Consider the following 23,915-nt stretch of genomic DNA (forward strand, 5'->3'; position numbering starts at 1 on the left):
GGAGAAACATTATGAAGAATATTAGGAAAAATTTATTATTAGTAGCTATATCACTAGTTGTGACAATTTCAATAATAGGATGTACTTCTAATAATGTAAAAGTAGAAGAGAATAATACAATTAGATTGGGTGTAATGTCAGCTGCAGATTCAGCACCAATTTTATTAGCACAAGAAAAGGGATACTTTGAAGCAGAAGGTGTAAATCTAGAATTAGAAATATTCACAAATGGAGCTACAAAGCAAAGTTCAATTCAAGCAGGTGAACTTGATGCTGCAATGCTTAGTATGATTCAATTCTTAAATAATGTTAATGGTGGATTACAAGCTAAGATAACTACAACTACTGATGGAATGTTCCCAATTGTATTATCAAAGGATTTTGAAGAAAAAAAAGATGTTAAAGTTGGATTAATGGAAGTTAGTGTAATAAACTTTTTAGCAGATAAATATTTAACTGATTACAATGTAGAAAAAGTATTCATTAATGAAATGCCTTTAAGAATGCAAGCCTTAATGGAAAATAAGATAGATATGGCAGTTTTACCAGAACCTTTAGCTTCAAACGCAGAGCTTAAGGGCTTAGAAAAGAGAGTATATGGAGATCCAGATGACTACACTCCAAATGCAATTATATTTACAGATGAATTTATAAATAATAATCCTAATGTTGTTAAGGGATTCCATAATGCTTATAACAAAGCTATTGAAGATATAGTAAATAATCCGGAGGAAGCAAAGGATATTTTAATTTCAAAGTTAGAGTTAAACCCACAAATAAAAGATTTAATTGTATTACCAACATATCATAAAACAAGAGTACCAGATGAAGATTACATAGAAGAAATTGAAGAGTGGACTGAAAAATTACAAGGAAATGAATTAAACTTAGATTACAAAGATATAGTAACAAAGGATTATGTAGCTAAGTAATGTTAGAAATAAATAATTTATATGTTAGTTATGAGAAAAGAGATATTTTAAAAAACATCTCTTTTTCTTTAGCTAAAGGTGAAACACTTTCAATAATAGGTCCATCAGGATGTGGGAAAAGTACACTTTTATTATCTATTGCAGATTTAAAAGAAAATAAATCTGGAAATATTTCGAATAAATTTAATGATACTAGTCTCATATTACAAAGTAATGGTCTTTTTCCTTGGAAGACAATTAAAGAAAACATACAATTAGGTCTTTTAATAAGAAATTCATCTAAAGAAGATATAGAAAAATATACAAAAAAGATAGTTAAAGAATTAAATATTGAACATATTTTAGAGAAATATCCTTCTGAAGTTAGTGGTGGAGAAAAACAAAGAGCAGCAGTTGCAAGAGCATTAGTTTTAAATTCAGAATTATTATTAATGGATGAACCTTCATCAGCGCTAGATTCAATTAATAAAGAAAACTTTCAAAATTTATTATGTAAAATACAAAAGGAATATAATATGTCATATATTATAGTTACCCATAATATTGAAGAAGCTGTAATCCTAGGTAAAAAGATAGCTATTATGATAGATGGAGAAATAAAAGAAATTATTCACAATCCATACTACGGGCAAGGAGAAGCAAGGAAAAGTTATAATTTCTTTGATAAGTGCAATGAAATAAGAACTATTTTAGAAAGGCTTGAGGATGGGACTTATGACAAGGTTTAAAAAAGTATATAAATATATTTATTCTATATCAGTAGTATTAGTATTTTGGTATTTACTTCATATAATATTAAATTCATTTGTTGTTCCTAATCCAATTGATGTATTAAAAAAGTTATATCAAGTAGGATTTAAAGTTATGTCTACCCATCTTGTAACAAGCTTATTTAGATTACTTATAGCTTTGATAATAACTATAACTTTAGGATATTTAATAGGATTATTAATTGGAATAAATAATAAAATAGACAATTTAATTAGTCCAATAGTATATTTATTTTTTCCAGTGCCTAGAATAGCATTTTTACCAGTGTTTATGATTCTTTTTGGGCTTGGTAATACTTCAAAAATAGTACTTATAATAGCTATTGCTATTTTTCAAATAATAATATCAGTTAGAGATGGTGCTAAAGAAATTCCAAAAGAATTAATATTATCAGCAAAGTCTTTAAAATTATCAAAAGCTCAAATGCTAAAGCATATATATATTCCAGCAACTTTACCAAGATTATTTACATCTCTTAGAATAGCATTGGGTTCGAGTATAGCAGCGTTATTTTTGGCTGAAAATTATGCTACTAAGTATGGAATTGGATATTATATTATGAACTCTTGGATTAAGGTAGATTATGAAGGAATGTATGCTGGAATAATTCTAATAAGCCTTCTAGGAATAACTATGTTTAAGATAATTGATATTTTACAAAATAGAATTTGTAAATGGGAATCAAAATAAAAACGTTACTTCTAAATTTTTATGTTTCCAATAAAAATATAGAATAGGATGTCTCAAAATAATTTGAAAATTACTTTAAAATCATTTTGAGATGTCCATTTATTTTATATTATTAACAGTTTTTAAAAGCTCTTCAATTTTATCAGTGGAAACTATTCTTTCGTTACAATCTTTACTATTTAAACAGATATCAAATCCTATAGATTTATAAGCATCTTTAGATGACTGTTTACATATAGGTGAAACAAATGCTACTTCATTTTCTTTGCCAATATGATTACAAAGTACACATCTATGAGAGCTTTTAGCTTCTGGATTAGATATTCTACAAGCCATACCAACAAGATTTCCATCTAAATTATAAACAATAAATAACTTTCTTATTTGATTATCGATCCATCCTAAGTAAGTATTTTTTGAATTAAGAATATCTTCACTAGGTAATTTAAATTTTTTCTCTTTTTTAAATAATCTATTGATTTGTGCATTTGTTATACTAGGTGATTCATATACGTAATTTAGTAATTTTTCTAAATAAAAATCAATTTGATATTGTTCTTTTATATTTGTAATATCAAGTAGATATTTTTGCTCCTTAGATAAATTTGAAAGTTTATCTAATATTTTTTGATTTATATATAATTTATTAGCTTGAATAATATCTTTATCTACGCATAATACCAAAGAATTATTTAAATCCTTCATACACCTTTTTATATAGTTAAATTCATGATTTTTAATAAAAGGTTCCATTATTTTTCCTCACTTATTAAACTTATTTTATGTTTTACAAGATAAGAATATAGTGGTTATAAGATATATTCAAGCTATTAAATGATTCTGAAATAATTATGAGCAATTTTTTTGCAGATAAATTATTCTTCTTATACTTTTTTCAGATAAAAAGTATTCTTCACATAATTCATGAATACTATAACCTTTAAGATACTTTTCATAAATTTCATTATTCCTAATTTTTAATGAGGCTTTTATGCCACTTTCTTCGCCCCAAGATTTATGCGTAGCACTCTTTTTAGGAATATAAAGATATTTTCCATCTACATATTTTTGTATTAATTCAATTATTTCATCTGGTAACACATCATTTGCTTTTGCATATTTCATTTTTCTTACTCCTTAATCTCCTTAATTTTTTTATAAAGAATTAAGGCAAAGAATACAATAAACTATGTGTTACAGAACTTAAAAAGTATAAAGCTTTCAGCTAATTAAACAGTTTAAGCTCTAAACAAAGCATAGCTGACTTTTGTAGTCTTTGCAAAGAGCAAACTGATTTAAGGCTGAACGTATTATAACCCTTCATTAAAAAACACCCCCTAATATGAAAAACTTAAAAATATTATAGCATAGTTAACAAATAATAATAAAAGCTTTTTATTAGTTAGAATATAAAACTAGAATATATTTTGAAAGAACAGATAAAAAAGTTAATTATAAAATTACGGTGATTAAGAAGTTAATCAATTTAAATTATAATATAATAGAGCCTTATCTATTTTGAAAAAATTATAGAAGTAATTTATGAATGAAAATATTATTATGTTTTAATTAAAAGATAATAAAAAATAATAAAAATGTGAAAATATTTTCAATAAAAAAAGAAAAAAAGAAAACTTATACTAAAGGGATTCAAAAGGTTTACATAGAGAGTTAGTGATGGCATAATTGGAACTGTGATGAGGAGGTAATGATTTATGAATAGAAAGATTATAGCAGTTACAGCATGTGCAGCAGGTATTGCACATACATATATGGCAGCAGAAAGCTTAATTAAAGCTGGAAAGAAAAAGGGGTATAATTTAAAAGTCGAAACTCAAGGATCAATTGGAGCAGAGAATGTATTAACTGAAAAAGATATAGAAGACGCAGATTTAGTAATCATAGCAGCAGATATAAATATTGATTTAATGAGATTCTCAGGAAAAAGAATTTTATCAGTAAAGTCAATAGATGCAATTAAGAATCCAGAAGGTTTAATAGATAGAGCATACAAGGAAGCAACAGTTTTTGGTGCAAAGGGAACTAAAGTAGGTAAAGTTACATTAGGAAAAACAGAAAGTAGTTTTGTTAAGCATATAATGAGTGGTATATCATATATGACACCTATGGTTATTGCATCAGGTATATTACTTGCAATTGCAAATATATTTGCATTCCAAGAAAATGAACTTGGTCAAATAGTAAATTGGGGATTTGATAAATCAACTCAAATTGGGTTCTTCATGTCTAAGCTTTTCGAAGTTGGACAAATTGGATTTAAATTAATGATACCATTATTTGCAGCATTTGTTGCTAACTCTATAGCAGACAAACCTGCAATTGCACCAGCAATGATTGGAGCATATTTAGTTAATGATGCAACATATTTAGGAACTCAAACAGGTGGAGGTTTCTTAGGAGCAATTTTAGTTGCATTTATTGTTGGTTATTTAGTAAAAGGCTTAAAGAAAATTAAATGGCCTAAGGTACTACAACCATTATTAGCAATAATGATAATTCCATTAATAGCTACATTGATAATAATGATTATAGTAACTTATTTAATTGGAACTCCAATAGCCAATTTAATGGATGGATTATATAGTGGATTAACTACATTAAATGAAACATTTGCAGGGGCTCCATTTATAATAGGGGCAATAATCGGAGCAATGATTGGATTTGACTTTGGTGGTCCTGTAAATAAAACAGCACTTATATTTGGTACAGCAGTTTATACAGATACAGTTGCTAAGTTTGGTATAGCAAATGCAAATTTTGTTCCACAAACAGCATCACAAGCAGCAATTTCAGTTGCACCATTAGGAATTTGGTTAGCATCAGTATTATTTAAGAATAAATTTACTAAGGATGAAAGGATATCAGCAAGTTCAGCCTTTGGTATGGGAATGGTTGGTGTTACGGAAGGAGCTATTCCATTTGCAGCTTCTAATCCAGTTCAAATGATTACTGCATCAGTTGCAGGATCAGCATTAGCTGGTGGACTTGTTTCAATATTCGGAGTTAAATTCTATGGAGGAATTGGATCACCTTTAGGAGCAATAATTGGGTATATAGAACAACCAATTCCATTTATAACTTGGATTTTAAGTATATCAGCAGGTATTTTAGTAACAGCATTAATAATTGGTTTCTGGAGAAAACCAGTAGAAGAGGAAGACATAGAAGAGATAGAAGAATTAAAAGAAATAGAAGTTGATACAAAAGAAATCATTGAAAGAAATATAAATTCAGACAAAGAGTTATTTGAGCAAAATCACATATATGTTGATGAAAATTCAACTACACAAGATGAAGCATTTAGATTTATTGCTTCAATAGCTAAAAAGCATGGATATGTAAAAGATGAAGAAGCTTTTTATAATGGATTGCATGAAAGAGAAAAAGAAGCAACAACAGGGTTTAATGATGGTATAGCTATACCTCATAGTAAAAATAAAACAGTTATTGCACCAGGAGTATTTTTAATAAAATTCAAAAATAAAATAGAATGGGATTCTTTAGATGGGCAAGGAATAACAACAGCTTTTGCTCTAACAATTCCAGAGGATGGAGCAGAAAATCACCTTAAGGTATTAAGTACTATTGCTAAAGAATTATTAAATGATGATTTTAGAAATAATATTACTACTGAAACTGATACTAAGCGTTTATATGACTTAGTAAAAGAAATAAAATTTTAATAAATAAATAAATAAATCCACTGGAGATTATTAATAAGCTCTAGTGGATATTTAATATAGGAGCATATTAAATAAAGGAGACCGATAATGAAAAAAATACACGTTTATCCACATACCCATTGGGATTATGAATGGTACTTTACTTCAAATGAATCAATTATACAATTAATTTATCATATGGATGAAGTAATGGAAGCATTAGAAAATGGTGATTTAGAAACTTATCTTCTTGATGGGCAGTTAAGTATATTAGAGGAATATATAAAGTTTATACCAAGTAATTTTGAAAGAGTAAAAAAGCTTGTTGAATCTGGAAAGTTATTAATAGGACCGTGGTATACACAAACAGATGAATTAATTATAGATGGAGAATCAATAGTAAGAAATTTATTCTATGGAATTAAGAGTGCATCAAAGTATGGTGATTATTTAAAAATAGGATATTTACCAGATTCATTTGGTCAAACTAAAGATTTACCAAAGATTTTAAATGGATTTGATATTAATAGAAGCATTTTCTGGAGAGGGGTAGCAAATGATGTTTGCCCGAGTAGAGAATTTATATGGAAAGGTGAAGATGATAGTTCACTTCTAGTTTACAACATAAAGAATGGATATTTTTATGGTGGAAATTTAATTTATAGTGATGATGTAGAAAAGCTTGAGAAAACTATTTTAGATGGATCTCAAACTGAAAATATTCTATTACCTGTTGGGGGAGACCAAAGGTATGTTGATTTTAACTTAAAAGAAAGAATTGCTTACTATAATGAAAGAAGTAAAAATAATTTTGAGTATATAGAAAGTGATTGTAATAAATTCTTTGATGAACTAGAGAAAGCGGATGACTTAATAGAAGTAAAAGGTGAATTTGTCAATCCATCTAATTCTAAAATCCATAGATCAATTTATTCATCAAGATATGATCATAAATATTTAAATGATAAGGTAGAACGAAAGTTAATTTATCATTTAGAGCCCCTTATGGTTATTGCTCAAAACTTAGGTATTGATCCAAAGATAGAAATGATTGAAGAGATTTGGAAAAAATTATTAATGAATCATGCTCATGATAGTGCATGTGGATGTAATAGTGATAAAACTAATAGAAGTATTTTAGCAAGACTTATAGAGGCGGATCAACTATCATATTCAGCTTGTGACTATATTATAAGAAAGATAAGTGAATCCATTAATGGCATTGAAGAGGATAATATAATTTTATTTAATACATTACCACACAATAGAGAAGAAGTAAGCAAGATTATAGTAACTACAAAGACTAAAAACTTTATAATTAAAGATAAAAATGGAAATATTATTGAACATCAACTACTTGACATAAAGAGAGAATATGCAGGAAGCCTTAAAAAGGATGAATCTCAATATGATGAGAGCTTATATTATTATGTATCTAAAATTGCTATAAAATGTTCTTTAGAGCCATTAAGTATAGAAGTATTGAAAGTAATTCAATTAGAAGAAGAAATAAATATAAAAGAAAAAACTTCTAATAATTTTATAGAAGATAGTTTCTATAAAGTTGAAGTTGTAGATGGTAGAGTTAATATCATAGATAAAATAAATAATAGAGAACTAAAAGATTGCTTATATATTGAAGAATCAGGTGATGATGGTGATACTTATGATTATTCACCACCAGAAGAGAAATACGATTTTAGATATAACTTAAATTTCGAAAATGCAAAAGTAGATATTAATAATGGAGAACTTTATAAGGAAATAAAAATTTCAGGAGAATTTAAAGTTCCTATGAATCTTAAAGATAGAGAGAAAAATATAAGAAATACAGAAATACCATATGAACTTATATTAACTTTATCTAATAAAGAGATAATAGAATGTTATTTAGAAATAGATAATAAAGCTTGTGATCACAGAATGAGAGCTGTATTTAGAACAGATATTACTTCTAAAGAAAGTATAAGTGATACTTCATTTGGTACAATTAGAAGAGATAATGTTCCAGCTCATATAAATGATTGGAGAGAGCTTGGTTGGAAAGAAGAGCCATCACCAATATATCCAATGTTACATTTCGTTGGTATTGAAGAAGAAAATAAATCTGTATTTATGTTAGCAAAAGGAATAAAAGAATATGAGATATTAGAAAATTCAAATATTGCATTAACATTATTTAGAGGTGTTGGATTCCTTGGTAAACCTGATTTAATTAGAAGACCTGGTATTGCTTCAGGAAATGAATTTAGATATATAGAAACACCAGATAGTCAATTAAAACAAAAACTTAAATTTAAATTTGCTATTGCTATAAATAATGAAGTTAATATAACAAAGATAAATAAGATTTGGAAAAACTACAGCATTACTATTCCAAATTATCAAATTCAAGAAATAAATAGGTTTACTAATACATTGAAATACTTCGTTATGCATCCATTAAAAAATAAGCTAGAAGAAGTAAAAGGTATTATAGATTGTAACGACTTGAAAGATATTGTAGTAACTTCAATAATACCAGTAGATAAGAATTCATTTACTATAAGATTTGTGAATTACACAGATAAATTTATAGATGGCGGAAATATTAAAGCCTTAAAGGGCAAAAGCTATGAATGGGTAAATATGAACAATAAGAATATATCTAATAAAGAAGATATAGATGGATTTATCAATATTGGTAAATTTAAAAGTGGAGAAATTAAAACTTTAAAAATAAATATTTAGTTGATTAATTAATAAGAGACATATAACATTAAGGTATAATAATTGTTTTGGAGGATACTATGGAAAAAGAAATTATACTTAGAATAACTCACGCAAAGGTAAATTTCACTTATGTAGAGGAGCAAATAGCAGAGTATTTTTTGAATAATAGAGAACCAAAATCGATAAATGAATTATCTAAATTGTTATGTGTCTCTCCTGCTTCTATAACTAGGTTTTGTAAAAAGATAGGATTAAATAATTATAAAGAACTTGTATATTTATATAGTGAACACTTAAAAGAAAATAATGGTATAAAGTCGAATAAAATATCTTCAGATTTACAAAATTCCTATTTTAAAATTTTCAATAATATTGATACAAATTTTGATAGAGATAAAGTAGAGAAAATTTGTGAAGCTATACATAATAATAGGTTTATGCATATATTTGCATTAGGTCTTAGTGCTACTGCAGCTCAAGATTTTAAGTTTAGATTCTCAAGAATGGGTAAGCTTGTAGAAGTAATATATGATAAAGATGCAATAGAAATGGCATCAACTTTAATAAAAGAAAATGATCTTGTATTTATCTTTACATTAAGAGGAAATAAGCATCTTCAAAAGTGTGCTAAACTTTTAAGAGAAAAAGGCGCAAATATTATTCTTATTACTGGGAATCGAAATAGTAAGATAGTTGAATACGCAGATATTAGTATAATAACAGATAATCTTTCTGGAGAAGAATCAACAGGAATGATATCTGCACAAATACCTATATTAATTCAAATAGATCTTATTCATTATTATTATGTTAGGAAGTATAGTGAAGTTCTTGATGAGTGGGTTTCAACAGAGAAAGTATTTAATAAATAATATAGTTAAAGGTCTGTCTAGCAAATGATTTAAAAATAATTGGCTAGCAGACCTTTTTTATTAGAATTAATAATATCTACTATGATATAAGGTATAGTGCGGTATATATTAAAATATATTTTGTGCAAATTAAGGTGAATTAATATAATGATAATGGTATGATTTAAGGGAAGTGTTAATTACATAAATATAGAAACGGTCTTACTAAAGATACATGAGATTTAGGAGTGTGAAGGAGTAAATATATGAAGTCAAAATTACTAATATGGATATTATTAATAAGTGTAATAATATACAATTTAATTCCTATCAAGGTGTCAGCAGAAACATTTAGAAAAGAGCAGTTTGAGAAGCTATCTATTGACGATGGACTTTCAAATGAGTATGTAACCAAAATATTTCAAGATAGTAAAGGGTATATGTGGATAGGCACAGTAGATGGGCTTAATAGGTATGATGGTGAACGGATAAAAATATATAATTCTAGTTACGAAGATAAAAATTCTTTGAGTTCAACATATATAACTGAGATCGAGGAAGATTTGAAGGGGAATCTATGGATAGGAACTGATCGGGGTTTAGATTTTTTAGTTAGAGATAAAGATAATATTGTGAGAATGAAAGACCTTTCTATAGATAAATATAATTTAGGGGAGTTAAAAATAACTTCTTTATTAAAGAGTAGTTATGATGAAAATATTATGTGGGTTGGCACTGAAAATGGATTAATGAAAATAGATATTGAAAATGAAAAGGTTGAGGCTTTTTATAATGATAAAGATGATCAAAATTCATTAACTAATTCATATATAACTTGCTTAGAAGAAGGTAAAGATAACACAATATGGGTAGGAACAAAAGATGGAATAAATATTATAGATAAAAATTCAAAAATAGTCTATAGTGGTTCTAAAATGTATGCAGATAATTTATTTATCTGTCATATAGAAATTGATAATTTAGGTAACGTATGGATTTCTACAAACTATGGCATTCTTAATTATAACATAGGTGAAGAAGAAAGAGATGTTGCATGGATATTTAATGATAGTGGAATCAAACAATATGATTTAAAAGAAAAAAAAAATTATGATGTTTATACTAATAAAAATAAAGAAAGAGAAATTTATAATAATAATTATATTCTAAGCGATAGTAAAAATAATATATGGATAGCTAGTAGTGAGGGCGTATTAAGATATTCAAATGACAGACAAGAGTTTGATATATTAAAGAAAGATAGTAATGGCGTTAATTCCCTTAATAGTAATGTTATAACATATTTTTATGAGGATTTTAATGGGACAATATGGATTGGAACAGATAAAGGCGTAAATATATTAAATAATAATAATCAATTTGATTTCTTGCCCCAGGAAATATATTTAAGTGATAAAAATATAGTTTCTATATTGCAAGATAATCAATATATATGGTTAGCTACTAAGTATAACGGAATATATATATTTGATAAAACAATGGGAAATTTAGTGGATCAAATATATAAAGATGATAGTAGAATAGATTTAAGTAATCAATATATAAAGAGTTTATTTAAAATAAATGATGAGAATATTCTTATTATAACTGATAAGAGAGCTGTATTAGTTAACACCAAAGAATCATTGTATGCTTATCAACTAATTGAAGATAGTTATTACACAGAAATAAATTATGTATATAGTGATGGAGAGATTATTTGGCTGGCATCTACAGCAGATTTTTATAGTTATAATATTATTACTAGAGAAAAATTGTATTATAGTAAAGAGTTAATGGAGTTTGATATAAACCCTGGGCATATAAAATATATATTGCCAGATTATAAAGACAAAGACATTCTTTGGCTGGGTGGAATTGACATAGGAGTAGTTAAATACCACAAAGAAAAGGGGGTTATAGAACAATATACCAATAAATCTCTAGATAAAAACTCCTTAATTAGTAATTATATAAATTGTATGACGTTTGATAATTCAGGAAATCTATGGATAGGAACCAATATAGGGCTTAGTAAACTTGATATAAAAACAAATAAATTTACTTCGTATACTACTGCTGATGGATTAACAAATAACTTTATAAATTCAATTTTAATAGATAATAATGATAATCTTTGGATAAGCACAAATAAAGGGTTAAATAAATTTGATATAAAAAAAGAAGAATTAATAAACTTTACAAGAATGGATGGTTTATACGGATATCAATTTAATTTAAATTCAAGCATTAAGCTTAATGATGGTATGATGATATTTGGAAGTACAAATGGTTTTTCATATTTTTATCCAGATGATATAGTTACTCCTAAGTCAAATAACAATGAAGTTGTAATTGGTGATATTTACATTGGAAAAGATAAAGTTGTTTATGATGGTAATAATTTAGTTTTGAATTATAAAGATAAAAATTTGTCAATTGATTATTTCGTACCTAATTACGAAAATTTAAATAACATAACTTATGAATATATGATTGAAGGAATTGATTCAGACTGGATATATATAGATTCTAAAAGTAATTTAGATTTTAAATTATTAGAACCGGGTAATTATATTTTAAAAATAAGGGCTAGAAATGGTCACGGTGAATTAACTAAAGAGACAAGTATTAATATAAGAGTTAAAAATCCAATTTGGAAAACGCCTTTTGCATATTTAGTATATATATTTATAATAATAATAGTTAGTGCTTGTATAATTTATTATGTTAAAATATTACAAAGATTAGTAGAAAAAAAGACGATAAAATTAAATAAGCAACTAGAAGAAAATAAAAAGTTAAGCGAAGAAATAATAAATAAAGAAAAGCTTAAAAATAATTACTTTGTGAATTTATCTCATGAACTTAGAACTCCAATAAATGTTATATCCTCAACAGTGCAGTTAATAAATACACTTAGTAAAGATAAATGTATAACAGAGGAACAATCTAATAAATATATGAATATTATAAGTAAAAACTGTGGCAATCTGTTAAAAATAATAAATGATATTATAGATAGTTCTAAAATAGAGACAGGTCAGTATAAAATTAATAAAAAAAATAATGATATAGTATATATAGTGGAAGAAGCGGCTCTTAATATGAGTGAATTTATAGAAGAAAAGGGTCTAACTCTTACAGTTGATCCTGATATGGAAGAAAAAATTATTTCTTGCGATGGTAATGAAATAGAAAGATGCGTAATTAATTTATTAGCAAATGCAGTTAAATTCACTCCAGAAGGTGGAGAAATTAGAGTATATATTAAAGAAATTGAAAATAATATTGAAATTTCCGTTGAAGATACAGGGATAGGAATATCCAAAGAAGATCAAGGATTTATATTTAAAAGGTTTTCGCAAGTTGAAGGAACAGGTGTTACAAAAGTAAGTAGTAGCGGAATTGGACTTACTCTTGTTAAGTATATAGTCGAGCTTCATGATGGATATGTTAAACTTGAAAGTGAACTTAATAAAGGTAGTAAATTTACTTTAGTAATTCCCGCTATATAAGAAATTACTATTTGTAATAGCTAATACTATAATTGGTTAAGATTTAAATAAAGTATATAAGAGACAAGCTAGATTATGTAATTAATACTTCATCTAGCTTATTTTATTTTTTATAATTTTAAATTTTTAGTTAATATATTGCGCACAAAAATATGAATTGTATAGATGAATTATTTCAATTAAATATCAAAAGGTAGATTTTATTCTTAATGTAAAAATATTAAGGATGAAAAGAAATAATATCATTTATAATTTTAGCTATTTCTTTAGGTGATTCCTTTAAATCTTTTTCTAGCCATGTTTGAATAACTGAAACAACTCCACCTATAGCGTATTTTATAAAATAATCTAAAAATACTTCATTAACTTGAGAATTGTTAACAAGCTTATCAATTTGAGCCTTATTTGCTACATAGATAATACGATCCATAATATTATTTTCCATATGTTTACTAAATAATATCTTACACAACTCTTTATTTTCTTTGATTAATTCAAGAGCTTTAAGTAATAAAACATTATTATAATCTTCAACAGGAGTTTCTTCAATATATTCGGAAATCTGATAAAATAATTCATCTTCTATTGATTTAAGTAGGTCATAAGCATCCTTATAATGAGCATAAAAAGTGCCTCTATTAATATCTGATTTTTTACATATATCAGTAACAGTAATTTCATGAATTTTTCTATGTTGAAGCAAATCAATTAAACTTTCTTTAATTATTTTTTTAGTATATAAAGTTCTTCTATTTCCTTTAATTCCTGCCATTTAAATCATCCTTTTAAGTATTTATTAAAAATTAAATATATGTTAATAAATAAACAAAAATAACAAAAGTGTATATTTAATAACATTACGAAAATATATGATTATTGTAACTACATTATATTTTAATTATACTAAGTATTGTAGTATTAAGCAAACAAGATGTCTATTTAATAACATTTAGTATTTTGAATAGATAAGGATAAGGGAGAGAAAAATGTCATATATAGAAATAAGAGATGAATATAAAAGATACAAAGTTGGAGAAAACACTATAATAGCAAATAACGGTATTGATTTTTCAATAGAAAAAGGAGAATTTGTTATTATTTTAGGACCCAGTGGAGCTGGAAAAACAACTGTACTAAATATACTTGGAGGAATGGATACTTGTGATGAAGGTAAGGTAATTATTGATGATGTTGATATATCAAAGTTTAACAATAAACAGCTTACAAATTATAGAAGATATGATGTGGGATTTGTATTTCAATTTTATAATTTAGTACAAAATTTAACTGCAAAAGAAAATGTGGAACTTGCTACGCAAATTACAAAAAATGCTTTAGATGTTGATAGAACTCTTGAGTTAGTTGGACTTGGTCATAGAAAAGGTAATTTTCCATCTCAGTTATCAGGAGGAGAACAGCAAAGAGTAGCAATAGCTAGAGCAATAGCAAAAAATCCTAAATTACTTTTGTGTGATGAGCCAACTGGTGCCCTTGACTATAAAACAGGTAAGCAGATTTTAAAGACTTTGCAAGATACATGTAAAAATACAGGAACAACGGTAATTGTTATAACACATAATTCAGCACTTGCACCAATTGCAGATAGAGTTATAAGAATTAAGGATGCAAAGGTTCAAAGTATTGAAGTAAATGAAAATCCTGTTTCAGTTGATTCTATAGAGTGGTAGAGGATAAAAAATGAAAAATACAGCATATAAAAAATCAATAACAAGGGAAATATTATCTTCAAAAGCAAGATTCATTTCTATATTAGCTATAATATTTTTAGGGGTAGCCTTTTATGCTGGAATAAAATCCACTGGACCAGACTTAAAAGAGTCTATAAATGAATTTTTTAGCGAACAAAATTTAATGGATAGCAAGATAGTATCTAGTATAGGGCTTAATGATAATGATTTAAAGTTACTTGAAAATAACGATAAAATTCTAGATTACTATGCAACACATAGTGTAGATGTGAATTTAACTAATACAAATAATGTTGTTAGATTTATGGAATATAGTTCAAATGATTCTACCAATATGAATAATCTTATGGTTACAGAAGGTAGATTACCTGAAAATAGTGGAGAAATAGCTTTAGATGAAAATGCTTTAAAGGAAAATAAAAATCTAAAAATAGGCGATGATTATATAATAGAATCTGATGTAGATTTAGATGAATACTTTAATAAGAAAACTTTTAAGGTTGTTGGATTTGTACAAAGTCCTATGTATATAGAAAATATATCTAGAGGGACAACTACTGTTGGAAAAGGAAGTATAGATTATTTTGCAATTTTAAATAGCAGTGATATATCTATGGATGTATACACTGAGATATATGTAAGATTTAAAAATGTAGAAGATATCGGATCATATAGTGATGAGTATAAAGAAAAGATGGAAGAAAATAATAAATATCTTGAAAATTTATACTCAAATAGAGTTATAGAAAGAATTGAAGAAATAAAATTAGAAGCACAAAAAGAACTTGATAAAGCTTATAAAGAAATAGAAGATGGTGAAAAAAAGCTTGAAGATGCACAAAAAGAAATAGATGATGGTAAGATTCAACTTAGTGACGGTAAAAATCAATATGAAGAAGCTGTAGAAAAGTACAATCAAGAAATTAAAAATGGTGAATTGAAACTAATTGAAGGTGAAAAGCAATTAGTTGATGGGCAAAATGAACTAGATAAGCAAAAAGAACAATTTTTAAATGGTGAAATAAAGCTTCAATCAGCTAAAGTTGAACTTGATAAAGCGAAACAAGAATTTTTAAATCAAGGAATTGATCCAACTCAAAGTACAAAAGAGTATGAAAATCAAATAGAAGGATTAAATACTTTGATTAGAACATATGATGCACTTTCTAAGGATATAAAAGAAACAGCAAGTAATCTTAAAGAAGGTGACAAAATTTCAAATGAGAAAATTCAATATTGGAAAATTGTTATATCTAACCCTAGTTTAGGGCTAAATGGTCTAAATGAATTAGTAAATGCTTTAGAACAAAATCCAGCAAATATTTCTTTAGCACTTAATATTTCAAGTAGTATAGAAGGTGCTAGTAAAACTTTAAGTGAAAATAAATATAAATTAGAAGTTTTAGTATCTGGAATAATTAAGTATCAGCAAGGAGTAACTGCTTATGAAGAGCAAGCTCGTATCTTTAATGATGGAAAAGTACAACTTGAAGAGGCCGAAAAGCAATTAGATAAGGCTCAAGAAGAAATTATAAAAGGAAAAGCAGATCTTGAAGAAGGTAAAAAACAAGGGCAGGTAGAACTTGATAAGGCTGAAAAAGAACTTGAAGATTCAGAACAAAAACTTCTTGACGGAGAAAAGGAGATCAAAGAAAATAGAGAAAAATTAATAGATGGACGCAAAGAAATAGATGAAGAAAAAGAGAAGTTAAATGATTTAGACGATAGTAAATATTATTTCTTTGACAGAGAGGATAATCCTGGTTATTTAACTTATAAAGGTTCAATTGACAGTTTAGATAAAATAGCCTCAGTATTTCCTGTATTTTTCTTTTTAGTTGCAGCACTTATATGCTTAACTACAATGACTAGAATGGTAGAAGAAAATAGAGTGGAAATAGGAACACTAAAGGCTTTAGGATATAGAGATTTAGAAATAGCTAGAAAATTTATAGTTTATGCAGCATTAGCAAGTGTTGCAGGAAGTATAATTGGAATATTAGTTGGAAGTACTATGCTTCCTTATATAATAAAACAAGCATATTCATCTGCATTTACTTTACCAGATATAAAAATAAACTTTTATCTATCATATATAATTCAATCTTTAGTGGCATCAATAGTTTGTACAGTAGGAGCAGCTTTAATTGTATTAAAAGGAGAATTGCTAGAAAATCCTTCTAATTTAATGAGAACAAAGGCTCCAAAGCTTGGGAAGAAGATATTGTTAGAAAGAATTACACCATTATGGGAAAGATTAAACTTTAATCAAAAAGTTACTTTTAGAAATCTTTTTAGATATAAGCAAAGAATGTTAATGACAATACTTGGTATATCAGGATGTATGGCTATGCTTGTAGCAGGGTTAGCTCTTGAAAAATCTAATTCTTCAGTTATGGATATTCAATTTGATAAATTAATAAAATATGATGCTATGGTTGTATTTAATGATAAGAATATTGAAAAAGAAACTGAAGAATACAGTGAATCTTTAAAGAACTTGAAAGGATATGAAAGTAGCTTAAATATTTACCAAGATTCAGTTACATTTACTAAAGAAGGTATAAGTAAGCAAACTGCCACTATGTATGTACCTGAAAATACAGATGACTTAAATGATTATATATTATTAAATGATAGAGAAAGTGGTACACAGTACAAACTATCAAATAATGGTGTAATTATAAATGAAAAACTTGCAAAAATTTTAAATGCATCTGTGGGTGATAATATAATTGTAACAGATTCGGATAATAATGATCATGAAGTTAAAGTAGATAATATAATAGAAAATTATGCTGGACATTATATATATTTATCACCAGCATATTATAAAGAAATATTTAATAATGATCCAATATATAATGCACAGTTACTAAAATTAAATTCAGATAGAGAAGATGATAGTAAATTATCTACTACTCTTATGGATAATGATAAAGTAATAAATGTTACACTTGCTTCAAAGATGAGAAGTTTAAGTGAATCTGCTGATTTAGGATTAGTTATGATAGTAATAATAGTTGCTTCAGGAAGTTTAGCTTTTGTTGTATTATATAACCTAATTAATATAAATGTATCTGAACGTATAAGAGAAATATCCACAATAAAGGTATTAGGCTTTTATGATAGTGAGGTAGCAATGTATATATTTAGAGAAAATATAATACTAACGATACTAGGAATACTTGCAGGTTCATTCCTTGGGAAAATATTATATGTATTTTTAGTAAGTACAGCAGAAATGGATAATATGATGATGATACCAACTGTAGACATTATTGGTTATATAATTTCTGGGTTAATTACAATGTTTTTTGCCATATTAGTTATGATAATGATGCATTTAAAACTAAAAAAAGTAAATATGGTAGATGCATTGAAATCTATAGAATAAAAGTCATACTAAAGGGGGTCGCGTTTCGCGATTCCCTTTAGCTATTAATATTTTAATTTACTTATAGCCAGATTATGAGTAAGTTTTTTTATTATTTAGAGTAGATTACTTATGATATTTTTATAAGAAAATAAAAAGCTAGGATTAAATATATATTAATTAATGGTTAGTAACATAATTATAACTGTGTAATATAATATAACATAAGGTTTTTAATAATTTTGAGGTGATTCAAGATGTTAAATGATTATTGTTTTAATAATGAATTAGAATTTAAATCATTAATATTTAATGCTGGAACAATGAATGATGCCGAAGAAACTTCACCTGATACTGTACCTCTTGGAAGTGCTAATTCAAGTATTAGGATACTAGGATGGCTTCTTCCTCAAGGGGATACAGATGAGTATTCACTAACTTTTAGTGTTCCAAGGGATGCTAGAAGGGCTAGAAGGGCTAAAGTATTTGTTCATTTATTAACTGACAACTCCAATACCCCAACTGGAAATAGGTTTGCAATCAGACTTTCATCATTATTTACTAGGGCTAATGGGGTAGTAAATATAGCAGATTTAAGGACTATTGACAGAGTTAATATTCCAATACAAAATTCACCAGGAAATTTTCAATATAATCATTATGTATTAGAGTTTGAATTAAATAATGTTATTAGGACAGAAGATTTTGCTCTTTTAAGTGTTGCACGTATTGCATCCAATAATGACTATGCTGGTGCATTACTTTTAACAAGTATAGAATTTAGATATTTAAGCAATTAAGAAAAAAGTTAATTAAAAATAATTGGGCTGTCACACAGTTAAAAATGTAGAATGTATAATGAATTTAAGTTTTTCATTATGAAACACTAATTTCATTTTAAGTTTTACATTAAACGGCTGTCTGTGATAGCCTTTGTTATTAAATTTAAAATTTTAAATTTTAAGTTTTAATTTTTTAATCTAATTTTAATCTTTCTTATATTTTAGATTAATCTTCAGACAGTATTATATAACCATGATGAATGATTAACAAATACATGGAGGTAAATCAAATGGAAAGAAATGAAATGATTGAAATTATAATTGCAAAGGCTAATGTAACTCGTGAAGAGGCAATAGAAGTATTAGAAAAGTGCAACTGGGATGTTGTAGATTCTATTATATATTTAGAGAGAAATGGAAAAATAGAAAATAATGAAACTACTACAATAATTGAGGTTAAAGAAGAAGATCAAAAGCAAGAAAAAAAGGAAAAGAGTAAAAAGCATGAAGAAAGATATGGTGGAATTGGTGAAATAATAGGTAGAATATTTAAGTTTGTAGGTAAAGTTATAAAAAAGGGAAATGAGAATTATTTTGAGATTAAAAAAGAAAATGAAAAGCCAATAAGAATACCATTAACAATATCAATACTTTTATTAGTATTTTTATCTGTACCAACTCTGGTATTATTAGTAATTGGATTATTCTGTGGATATAAATATTCATTAGTTGGTTCGAACATCAATTATTATGGAGTAAATAATGTTTTTGAAAAAGTATCAGAATCAGCAGATACTATTAAAAAGGACTTTAAAGAAGGATATGAAAAATAATGGAAAAATCAAAGAGCGAAAGAATGAAAAGGTTAAGCATGTTTTGCTTTGCAAAACTAAGATTAAATTAGTGTAAAGCACATTTTTATTCAAAAATCCTTAATTTTCTGATTTTTATATAATATCGAATACAATTCTAATTTAATAATCTAAATTGAAAATATAAGATGGAGAAAGAATCACTACTATGCCAAGGGTTTTGGTTAACTCGCTGTGTTCAAACAATTAGGCGATACTTAGGCCTAGTAGTTCTTTCTTAGCCCAGTGTTTCTACTTGCTCGCTATATGCTTAGTTCACATATCCTATTTATCCTTGCCAATTTTAAATTTAATAGTGAAAAAGGGGAGAGTATCTTATTTATCATTATTAAACTAATGACAATTCCGTTACCTAAGCTTATAACATTTATAGATATACTAGTTCCACCTAATAATAATATATATACAGGCAATAAAAGTAATTTATGTAGATGTAAATTTTATATTATTAAATGAATTTCATATTTCACTTAAATGGACTTGTATAAATACTAAAAACAACATTATTGTTAATGATGGCATAATTAAATATTATGAATAAATTTGTATAGGAGCTATTTCACCAAGTAGAATTCCAAACAAAACCATCAGAAAAATAATAAAACTTTGAAACTTATTTATCTTTTCAACTAGCAATCTCCTTTAATTCTAATACAGTACTATTCAATTTTCAAAGCTCGAGTCTATTTATTATTTTGTATATTTAATGTCTATGCGCACAAACTAGTTTTGAAAGGTGGTTGTTATAATGAGAAAGTTTATTTTTATGCTTTTAATTTCTTTTTCTTTATCTTTTGGTATATTTACTCAATCAGCATATGCTGTAAACATATTTGATGAAGGAGTCTATCAAGTTTCTGACTTTAATTTATCACCAGAGAATAAATATATAGTACAAAATATTTCTGAAACTGATAGTATTTACTTACAAGTATTTGATGAAAATCAAATAATCCTTCAATCTATTCGTCTTCCTCCTAAATCAGATAAATTTAACTTAACCGCTTTAAAGCCAGACTATAGAATTGTAATAGTTGGTAAAGGAAATATTTATATATCTTAGTCTAGTTCTAATTTCCATTATATTTCTAACTATATAGAGTGGATTACTTATGTAGTCCATTCAATTTTTATTTGAATTATGATCTAAAACATACCGCATACTCTTAATATTAATAATGAAGCATTTTAATACGTTATGTATTTTATTTAATATTAATTTATAAACTATACTTTAATATTTTTCTTTTTATTTAAAGTTTAGTCCAAAATTAAATATCATACTCATACACATCTTTTATTTATAAAATTCCACTTTTATGCCTTAATTTATCTATATAATTTTATATGAATTATAACATTTTTTTATAAAGGCTGTACTATTGAATTTTCAAGGAACAAATCATATTAATTACTTAGCAATAAATTCAAATTATCTACCAGATATTTATTTGTAAAATTATAATACAATTTATTTAAAAATTAATATACTTATAGCAAGTAAAATAGTAAAATTTAAATAATATATGTTATTCTTTAAGCCATAGATATGGAGGTCTATTTATGGAGAAAATTAAATTAATAGATAAATTAAGAGAAAAAACGAATATAAGTTATGAAGAAGCCAAAACAGTTTTAGAAAATAATAATTGGGATATATTAGATGCTTTATTATATTTAGAAGAGCTTGGGAGAGTAGAAAAACCTTCTATTAGCATTTTTTATACTAATGAATCAAGGTATGGTGGGGAAAGTCAAGTAATTAGAAATAATAAGGAATATAAGCATGAAGCTCCAAATAGCTTTCAAGGAGTTTTTGAGACTATATGTAAGTTTATAGATATTGGTAATAATATTTTCTTGCAAATAAAAAAGAAGGATAAAATATTTTTAAAGATTCCCCTTACAGTAGTTGCTATACTTTCATTTTTTATGTTTTGGATTATTATACCTTTAATTATTGTTGGATTATTTTTTGATATAGAATTTTATGTATATGCAAATAGCATTAATACAGATAAGATTAATAAAGTATTAAATGAGATTTCAGAGTACGTAAAAGATATAAAAGAGAAGTTTAAAAAGGGTGTTAAGAATGATTAAGATTTTAATAGTTGAAGATGAAGAAAAATTATCAAGATTTATTGAGCTTGAGTTAAAACATGAAGGATATGAAATAGTAAAAGCTAATAATGGTAGAACAGGTCTTGAAATTGCAGAAAAAGGTGAAGTGGATTTGGTTCTTCTTGATATAATGCTTCCAGAACTTAATGGACTTGAAGTATTAAGAAGGCTTAGAAAGATTTCCGATATTCCGGTTATAATGCTTACTGCAAGAGATGCAGTTATGGATAAAGTATCAGGCCTTGATGCAGGTGCAGATGATTATATAACTAAGCCATTTGCAATAGAAGAGTTACTTGCAAGGATAAGAACAGCACTTAAAAAGAGAATACTTACAGTAAAAAAGGATGAAGACATAATAAGATGTGGTTTATTATCCTTAGATAAAATGAAACATAAAGTAATGTATGATAGCACAGAAATAGAGCTTACTAATAGAGAGTTTAATTTATTACAAATATTAATGGAAAATAAGAATATAGTTCTAACTAGAAGTACACTTATGGAGAAGGTATGTGGATATGATTATATTGGAGAAACAAATGTTATAGATGTTTATGTAAGATATTTAAGAACAAAAATAGATGATGTTTTTAAGGTGAAAATAATAACTACAGTTCGTGGTGTGGGGTACGTAATTAAAGATGAGTAAAAAAAGTAAAAATAAAAATGTTACATCTATTGCAATAAAGCTAAATTCTATTTTTGTACGAGATTTATTTTTCAAGTTTCTTTTAATTGATATATGCATAGTGGGTTTATTTATTGGAGTTTGGTGTATTGAAAGCGAATTAAGCTTTTATGGTGAGTTTGTAAAAAATGCTCAAAGGTCATTTAAATTTTATCCTATAGAAACAGCAAGTTATAAAGTTATTTTTGATAATGGAAAAGTGATGATAAAAGAGGCTACAACTTTTCTAAATCTTCTTATAAGAGGAATAGGTGCTATTGGAATTATAGAATTAATAATACTATTAAATGAAATGATCTTTGGTACTTCAAAAAAAAGAAGAATTTTAAAACCACTTAATGAAATAGCAGAAACTGCAAGTAGGCTTAGTGATATGGCTTTTGATGAGCAAAAGTTTCAAAGTCTTGAAGATGCTATATCTAAGATTAGTCCTATTACATCAGATGAAAGGATTCAGATTGGAGATAATGATCTTCAAGGGTTAGAGGAAGCAATTAATAATTTATTAGATAGGATGAGAGAATCTTACAGGCAACAAGCAAGATTTGTATCAGATGCATCACATGAGCTTAGAACCCCTATTTCTGTAATACAAGGTTATGCTAATATGCTAGATCGTTGGGGAAAAAATGATGAAGAAGTATTAGAAGAATCTATTGCAGCTATAAAAAGTGAATCAGAAAATATGAAGAACTTAGTAGAGCAGTTATTGTTTTTAGCTAGAGGCATTAATGGTAAAACTCAACTTAAGATAATAGAGTTTTCTCTAAATGATATGATGAGAGAAGTATTGGAAGAGTCTAAAATGATAGATAAATATCACGCATACACATATATAGATTCGGAAGATATAAAAGTTTATGGTGATATATCATTACTTAAACAAACAGCTAGAATATTAATAGAAAATGCAGCCAAATATACAGATAAAGGTGAAGATATAATACTAAGATGTGGGAAAAATGATAAAAATGAACCTTATTTTTCAATTCAAGATAATGGAATAGGAATGGATGAAAAGGACGTAGTTCACATATTTGAACGTTTTTTCAGAGCAGATACTGCAAGGGTTAGAAAGAATGGTGGTACAGGACTAGGGCTTTCTATTGCTAAATGGATTATTGATAGCCATAATGGATATTTTAGTGTTTTAAGTAGGAAGGACATAGGTACAAGAATAACTGTTATACTTCCTAGAAAGTAG

The 23,915-nt window shown here is 26.5% G+C and carries 18 protein-coding genes; 15 read left to right on the forward strand and 3 right to left on the reverse strand.

The window, feature by feature from the left end; genetic code table 11:
- Nucleotides 1–11: 11 nt before the first annotated feature.
- Genes J7M87_RS10965 through J7M87_RS10975 form a run of 3 tightly spaced genes read left to right on the forward strand, consistent with a single transcriptional unit; the run spans nt 12 to nt 2,393 of the window.
- Nucleotides 12–932: an ABC transporter substrate-binding protein gene (locus J7M87_RS10965; protein WP_291651092.1), complete on the forward strand. Its 921-nt coding sequence runs from the start codon at nt 12–14 to the stop codon at nt 930–932.
- Nucleotides 932–1,660 (forward strand): ABC transporter ATP-binding protein, encoded by a 729-nt coding sequence (locus tag J7M87_RS10970; RefSeq protein ID WP_291651093.1) that lies wholly within the window; start codon nt 932–934, stop codon nt 1,658–1,660. The genes J7M87_RS10965 and J7M87_RS10970 overlap by 1 nt, the downstream gene beginning before the upstream one ends.
- The gene (locus tag J7M87_RS10975; RefSeq protein WP_291651094.1) at nt 1,647–2,393 is read left to right on the forward strand and encodes an ABC transporter permease; all 747 of its coding nucleotides are present in this window, start codon (nt 1,647–1,649) and stop codon (nt 2,391–2,393) included. The genes J7M87_RS10970 and J7M87_RS10975 overlap by 14 nt, the downstream gene beginning before the upstream one ends.
- A 99-nt stretch (nt 2,394–2,492) precedes the next feature.
- Here J7M87_RS10975 and J7M87_RS10980 read toward each other — a convergent pair whose 3' ends face one another.
- Entirely contained in the window at nt 2,493–3,146 is a 654-nt protein-coding gene (locus J7M87_RS10980) for a FusB/FusC family EF-G-binding protein (RefSeq protein WP_291651095.1), read from the reverse strand.
- A gap of 96 nt (nt 3,147–3,242) precedes the next feature.
- Nucleotides 3,243–3,518 (reverse strand): CD3324 family protein, encoded by a 276-nt coding sequence (locus tag J7M87_RS10985; protein ID WP_291651096.1) that lies wholly within the window; start codon nt 3,516–3,518, stop codon nt 3,243–3,245.
- Between the two features lie 590 nt (nt 3,519–4,108).
- Between J7M87_RS10985 and J7M87_RS10990 the strand changes: the two genes are divergently transcribed.
- The 4 genes from J7M87_RS10990 to J7M87_RS11005 all read left to right on the forward strand — a co-directional run bounded on the left by J7M87_RS10990 (nt 4,109) and on the right by J7M87_RS11005 (nt 13,157).
- Nucleotides 4,109–6,097 carry a fructose-specific PTS transporter subunit EIIC gene (locus J7M87_RS10990; protein ID WP_291651097.1) on the forward strand — a complete coding sequence of 663 codons (1,989 nt, stop codon included), beginning with the start codon at nt 4,109–4,111 and terminating at the stop codon, nt 6,095–6,097.
- A gap of 87 nt (nt 6,098–6,184) precedes the next feature.
- A complete protein-coding gene (locus tag J7M87_RS10995) occupies nt 6,185–8,806 on the forward strand; it encodes a glycoside hydrolase family 38 C-terminal domain-containing protein (RefSeq protein WP_291651098.1) in 2,622 nt (873 codons plus the stop codon).
- 59 nt (nt 8,807–8,865) lie between these two features.
- A complete protein-coding gene (locus J7M87_RS11000) occupies nt 8,866–9,660 on the forward strand; it encodes a MurR/RpiR family transcriptional regulator (protein ID WP_291651099.1) in 795 nt (264 codons plus the stop codon).
- 245 nt (nt 9,661–9,905) lie between these two features.
- The gene (locus tag J7M87_RS11005; RefSeq protein ID WP_291651100.1) at nt 9,906–13,157 is read left to right on the forward strand and encodes a sensor histidine kinase; all 3,252 of its coding nucleotides are present in this window, start codon (nt 9,906–9,908) and stop codon (nt 13,155–13,157) included.
- Between the two features lie 220 nt (nt 13,158–13,377).
- Here J7M87_RS11005 and J7M87_RS11010 read toward each other — a convergent pair whose 3' ends face one another.
- Nucleotides 13,378–13,929, reverse strand: coding sequence for a TetR/AcrR family transcriptional regulator (locus J7M87_RS11010; protein WP_291651101.1), 552 nt, complete (start codon nt 13,927–13,929; stop codon nt 13,378–13,380).
- A 214-nt stretch (nt 13,930–14,143) separates the two neighbouring features.
- On the opposite strand from J7M87_RS11010, the gene J7M87_RS11015 reads away from it, so the two are divergent.
- From J7M87_RS11015 to J7M87_RS11050, 8 genes are all read left to right on the forward strand, one after another.
- Nucleotides 14,144–14,845 (forward strand): ABC transporter ATP-binding protein, encoded by a 702-nt coding sequence (locus J7M87_RS11015; protein WP_291651102.1) that lies wholly within the window; start codon nt 14,144–14,146, stop codon nt 14,843–14,845.
- Nucleotides 14,846–14,855: 10 nt separating this feature from the next.
- Complete coding sequence (locus tag J7M87_RS11020) at nt 14,856–18,263, forward strand: FtsX-like permease family protein (RefSeq protein WP_291651103.1); 3,408 nt, start codon at nt 14,856–14,858, stop codon at nt 18,261–18,263.
- Between the two features lie 236 nt (nt 18,264–18,499).
- Nucleotides 18,500–19,042, forward strand: coding sequence for a hypothetical protein (locus J7M87_RS11025; protein ID WP_291651104.1), 543 nt, complete (start codon nt 18,500–18,502; stop codon nt 19,040–19,042).
- Between the two features lie 272 nt (nt 19,043–19,314).
- Complete coding sequence (locus tag J7M87_RS11030; RefSeq protein WP_291651105.1) at nt 19,315–19,857, forward strand: DUF4342 domain-containing protein; 543 nt, start codon at nt 19,315–19,317, stop codon at nt 19,855–19,857.
- A gap of 787 nt (nt 19,858–20,644) precedes the next feature.
- Complete coding sequence (locus J7M87_RS11035; RefSeq protein WP_291651106.1) at nt 20,645–20,959, forward strand: hypothetical protein; 315 nt, start codon at nt 20,645–20,647, stop codon at nt 20,957–20,959.
- A gap of 500 nt (nt 20,960–21,459) precedes the next feature.
- Nucleotides 21,460–21,999, forward strand: coding sequence for a DUF4342 domain-containing protein (locus J7M87_RS11040; protein WP_291651107.1), 540 nt, complete (start codon nt 21,460–21,462; stop codon nt 21,997–21,999).
- Nucleotides 21,992–22,672 carry a response regulator transcription factor gene (locus J7M87_RS11045; protein ID WP_291651108.1) on the forward strand — a complete coding sequence of 227 codons (681 nt, stop codon included), beginning with the start codon at nt 21,992–21,994 and terminating at the stop codon, nt 22,670–22,672. Before J7M87_RS11040 ends, J7M87_RS11045 begins: the two co-directional genes overlap by 8 nt.
- Nucleotides 22,665–23,915, forward strand: a complete 1,251-nt coding sequence (locus J7M87_RS11050; protein WP_291651109.1) for a HAMP domain-containing sensor histidine kinase — start codon at nt 22,665–22,667, stop codon at nt 23,913–23,915. Before J7M87_RS11045 ends, J7M87_RS11050 begins: the two co-directional genes overlap by 8 nt.

This window comes from Clostridium sp. (assembly GCF_017888565.1).
In the GTDB taxonomy this organism is placed as follows: Bacteria; Bacillota; Clostridia; order Clostridiales; family Clostridiaceae; genus Clostridium.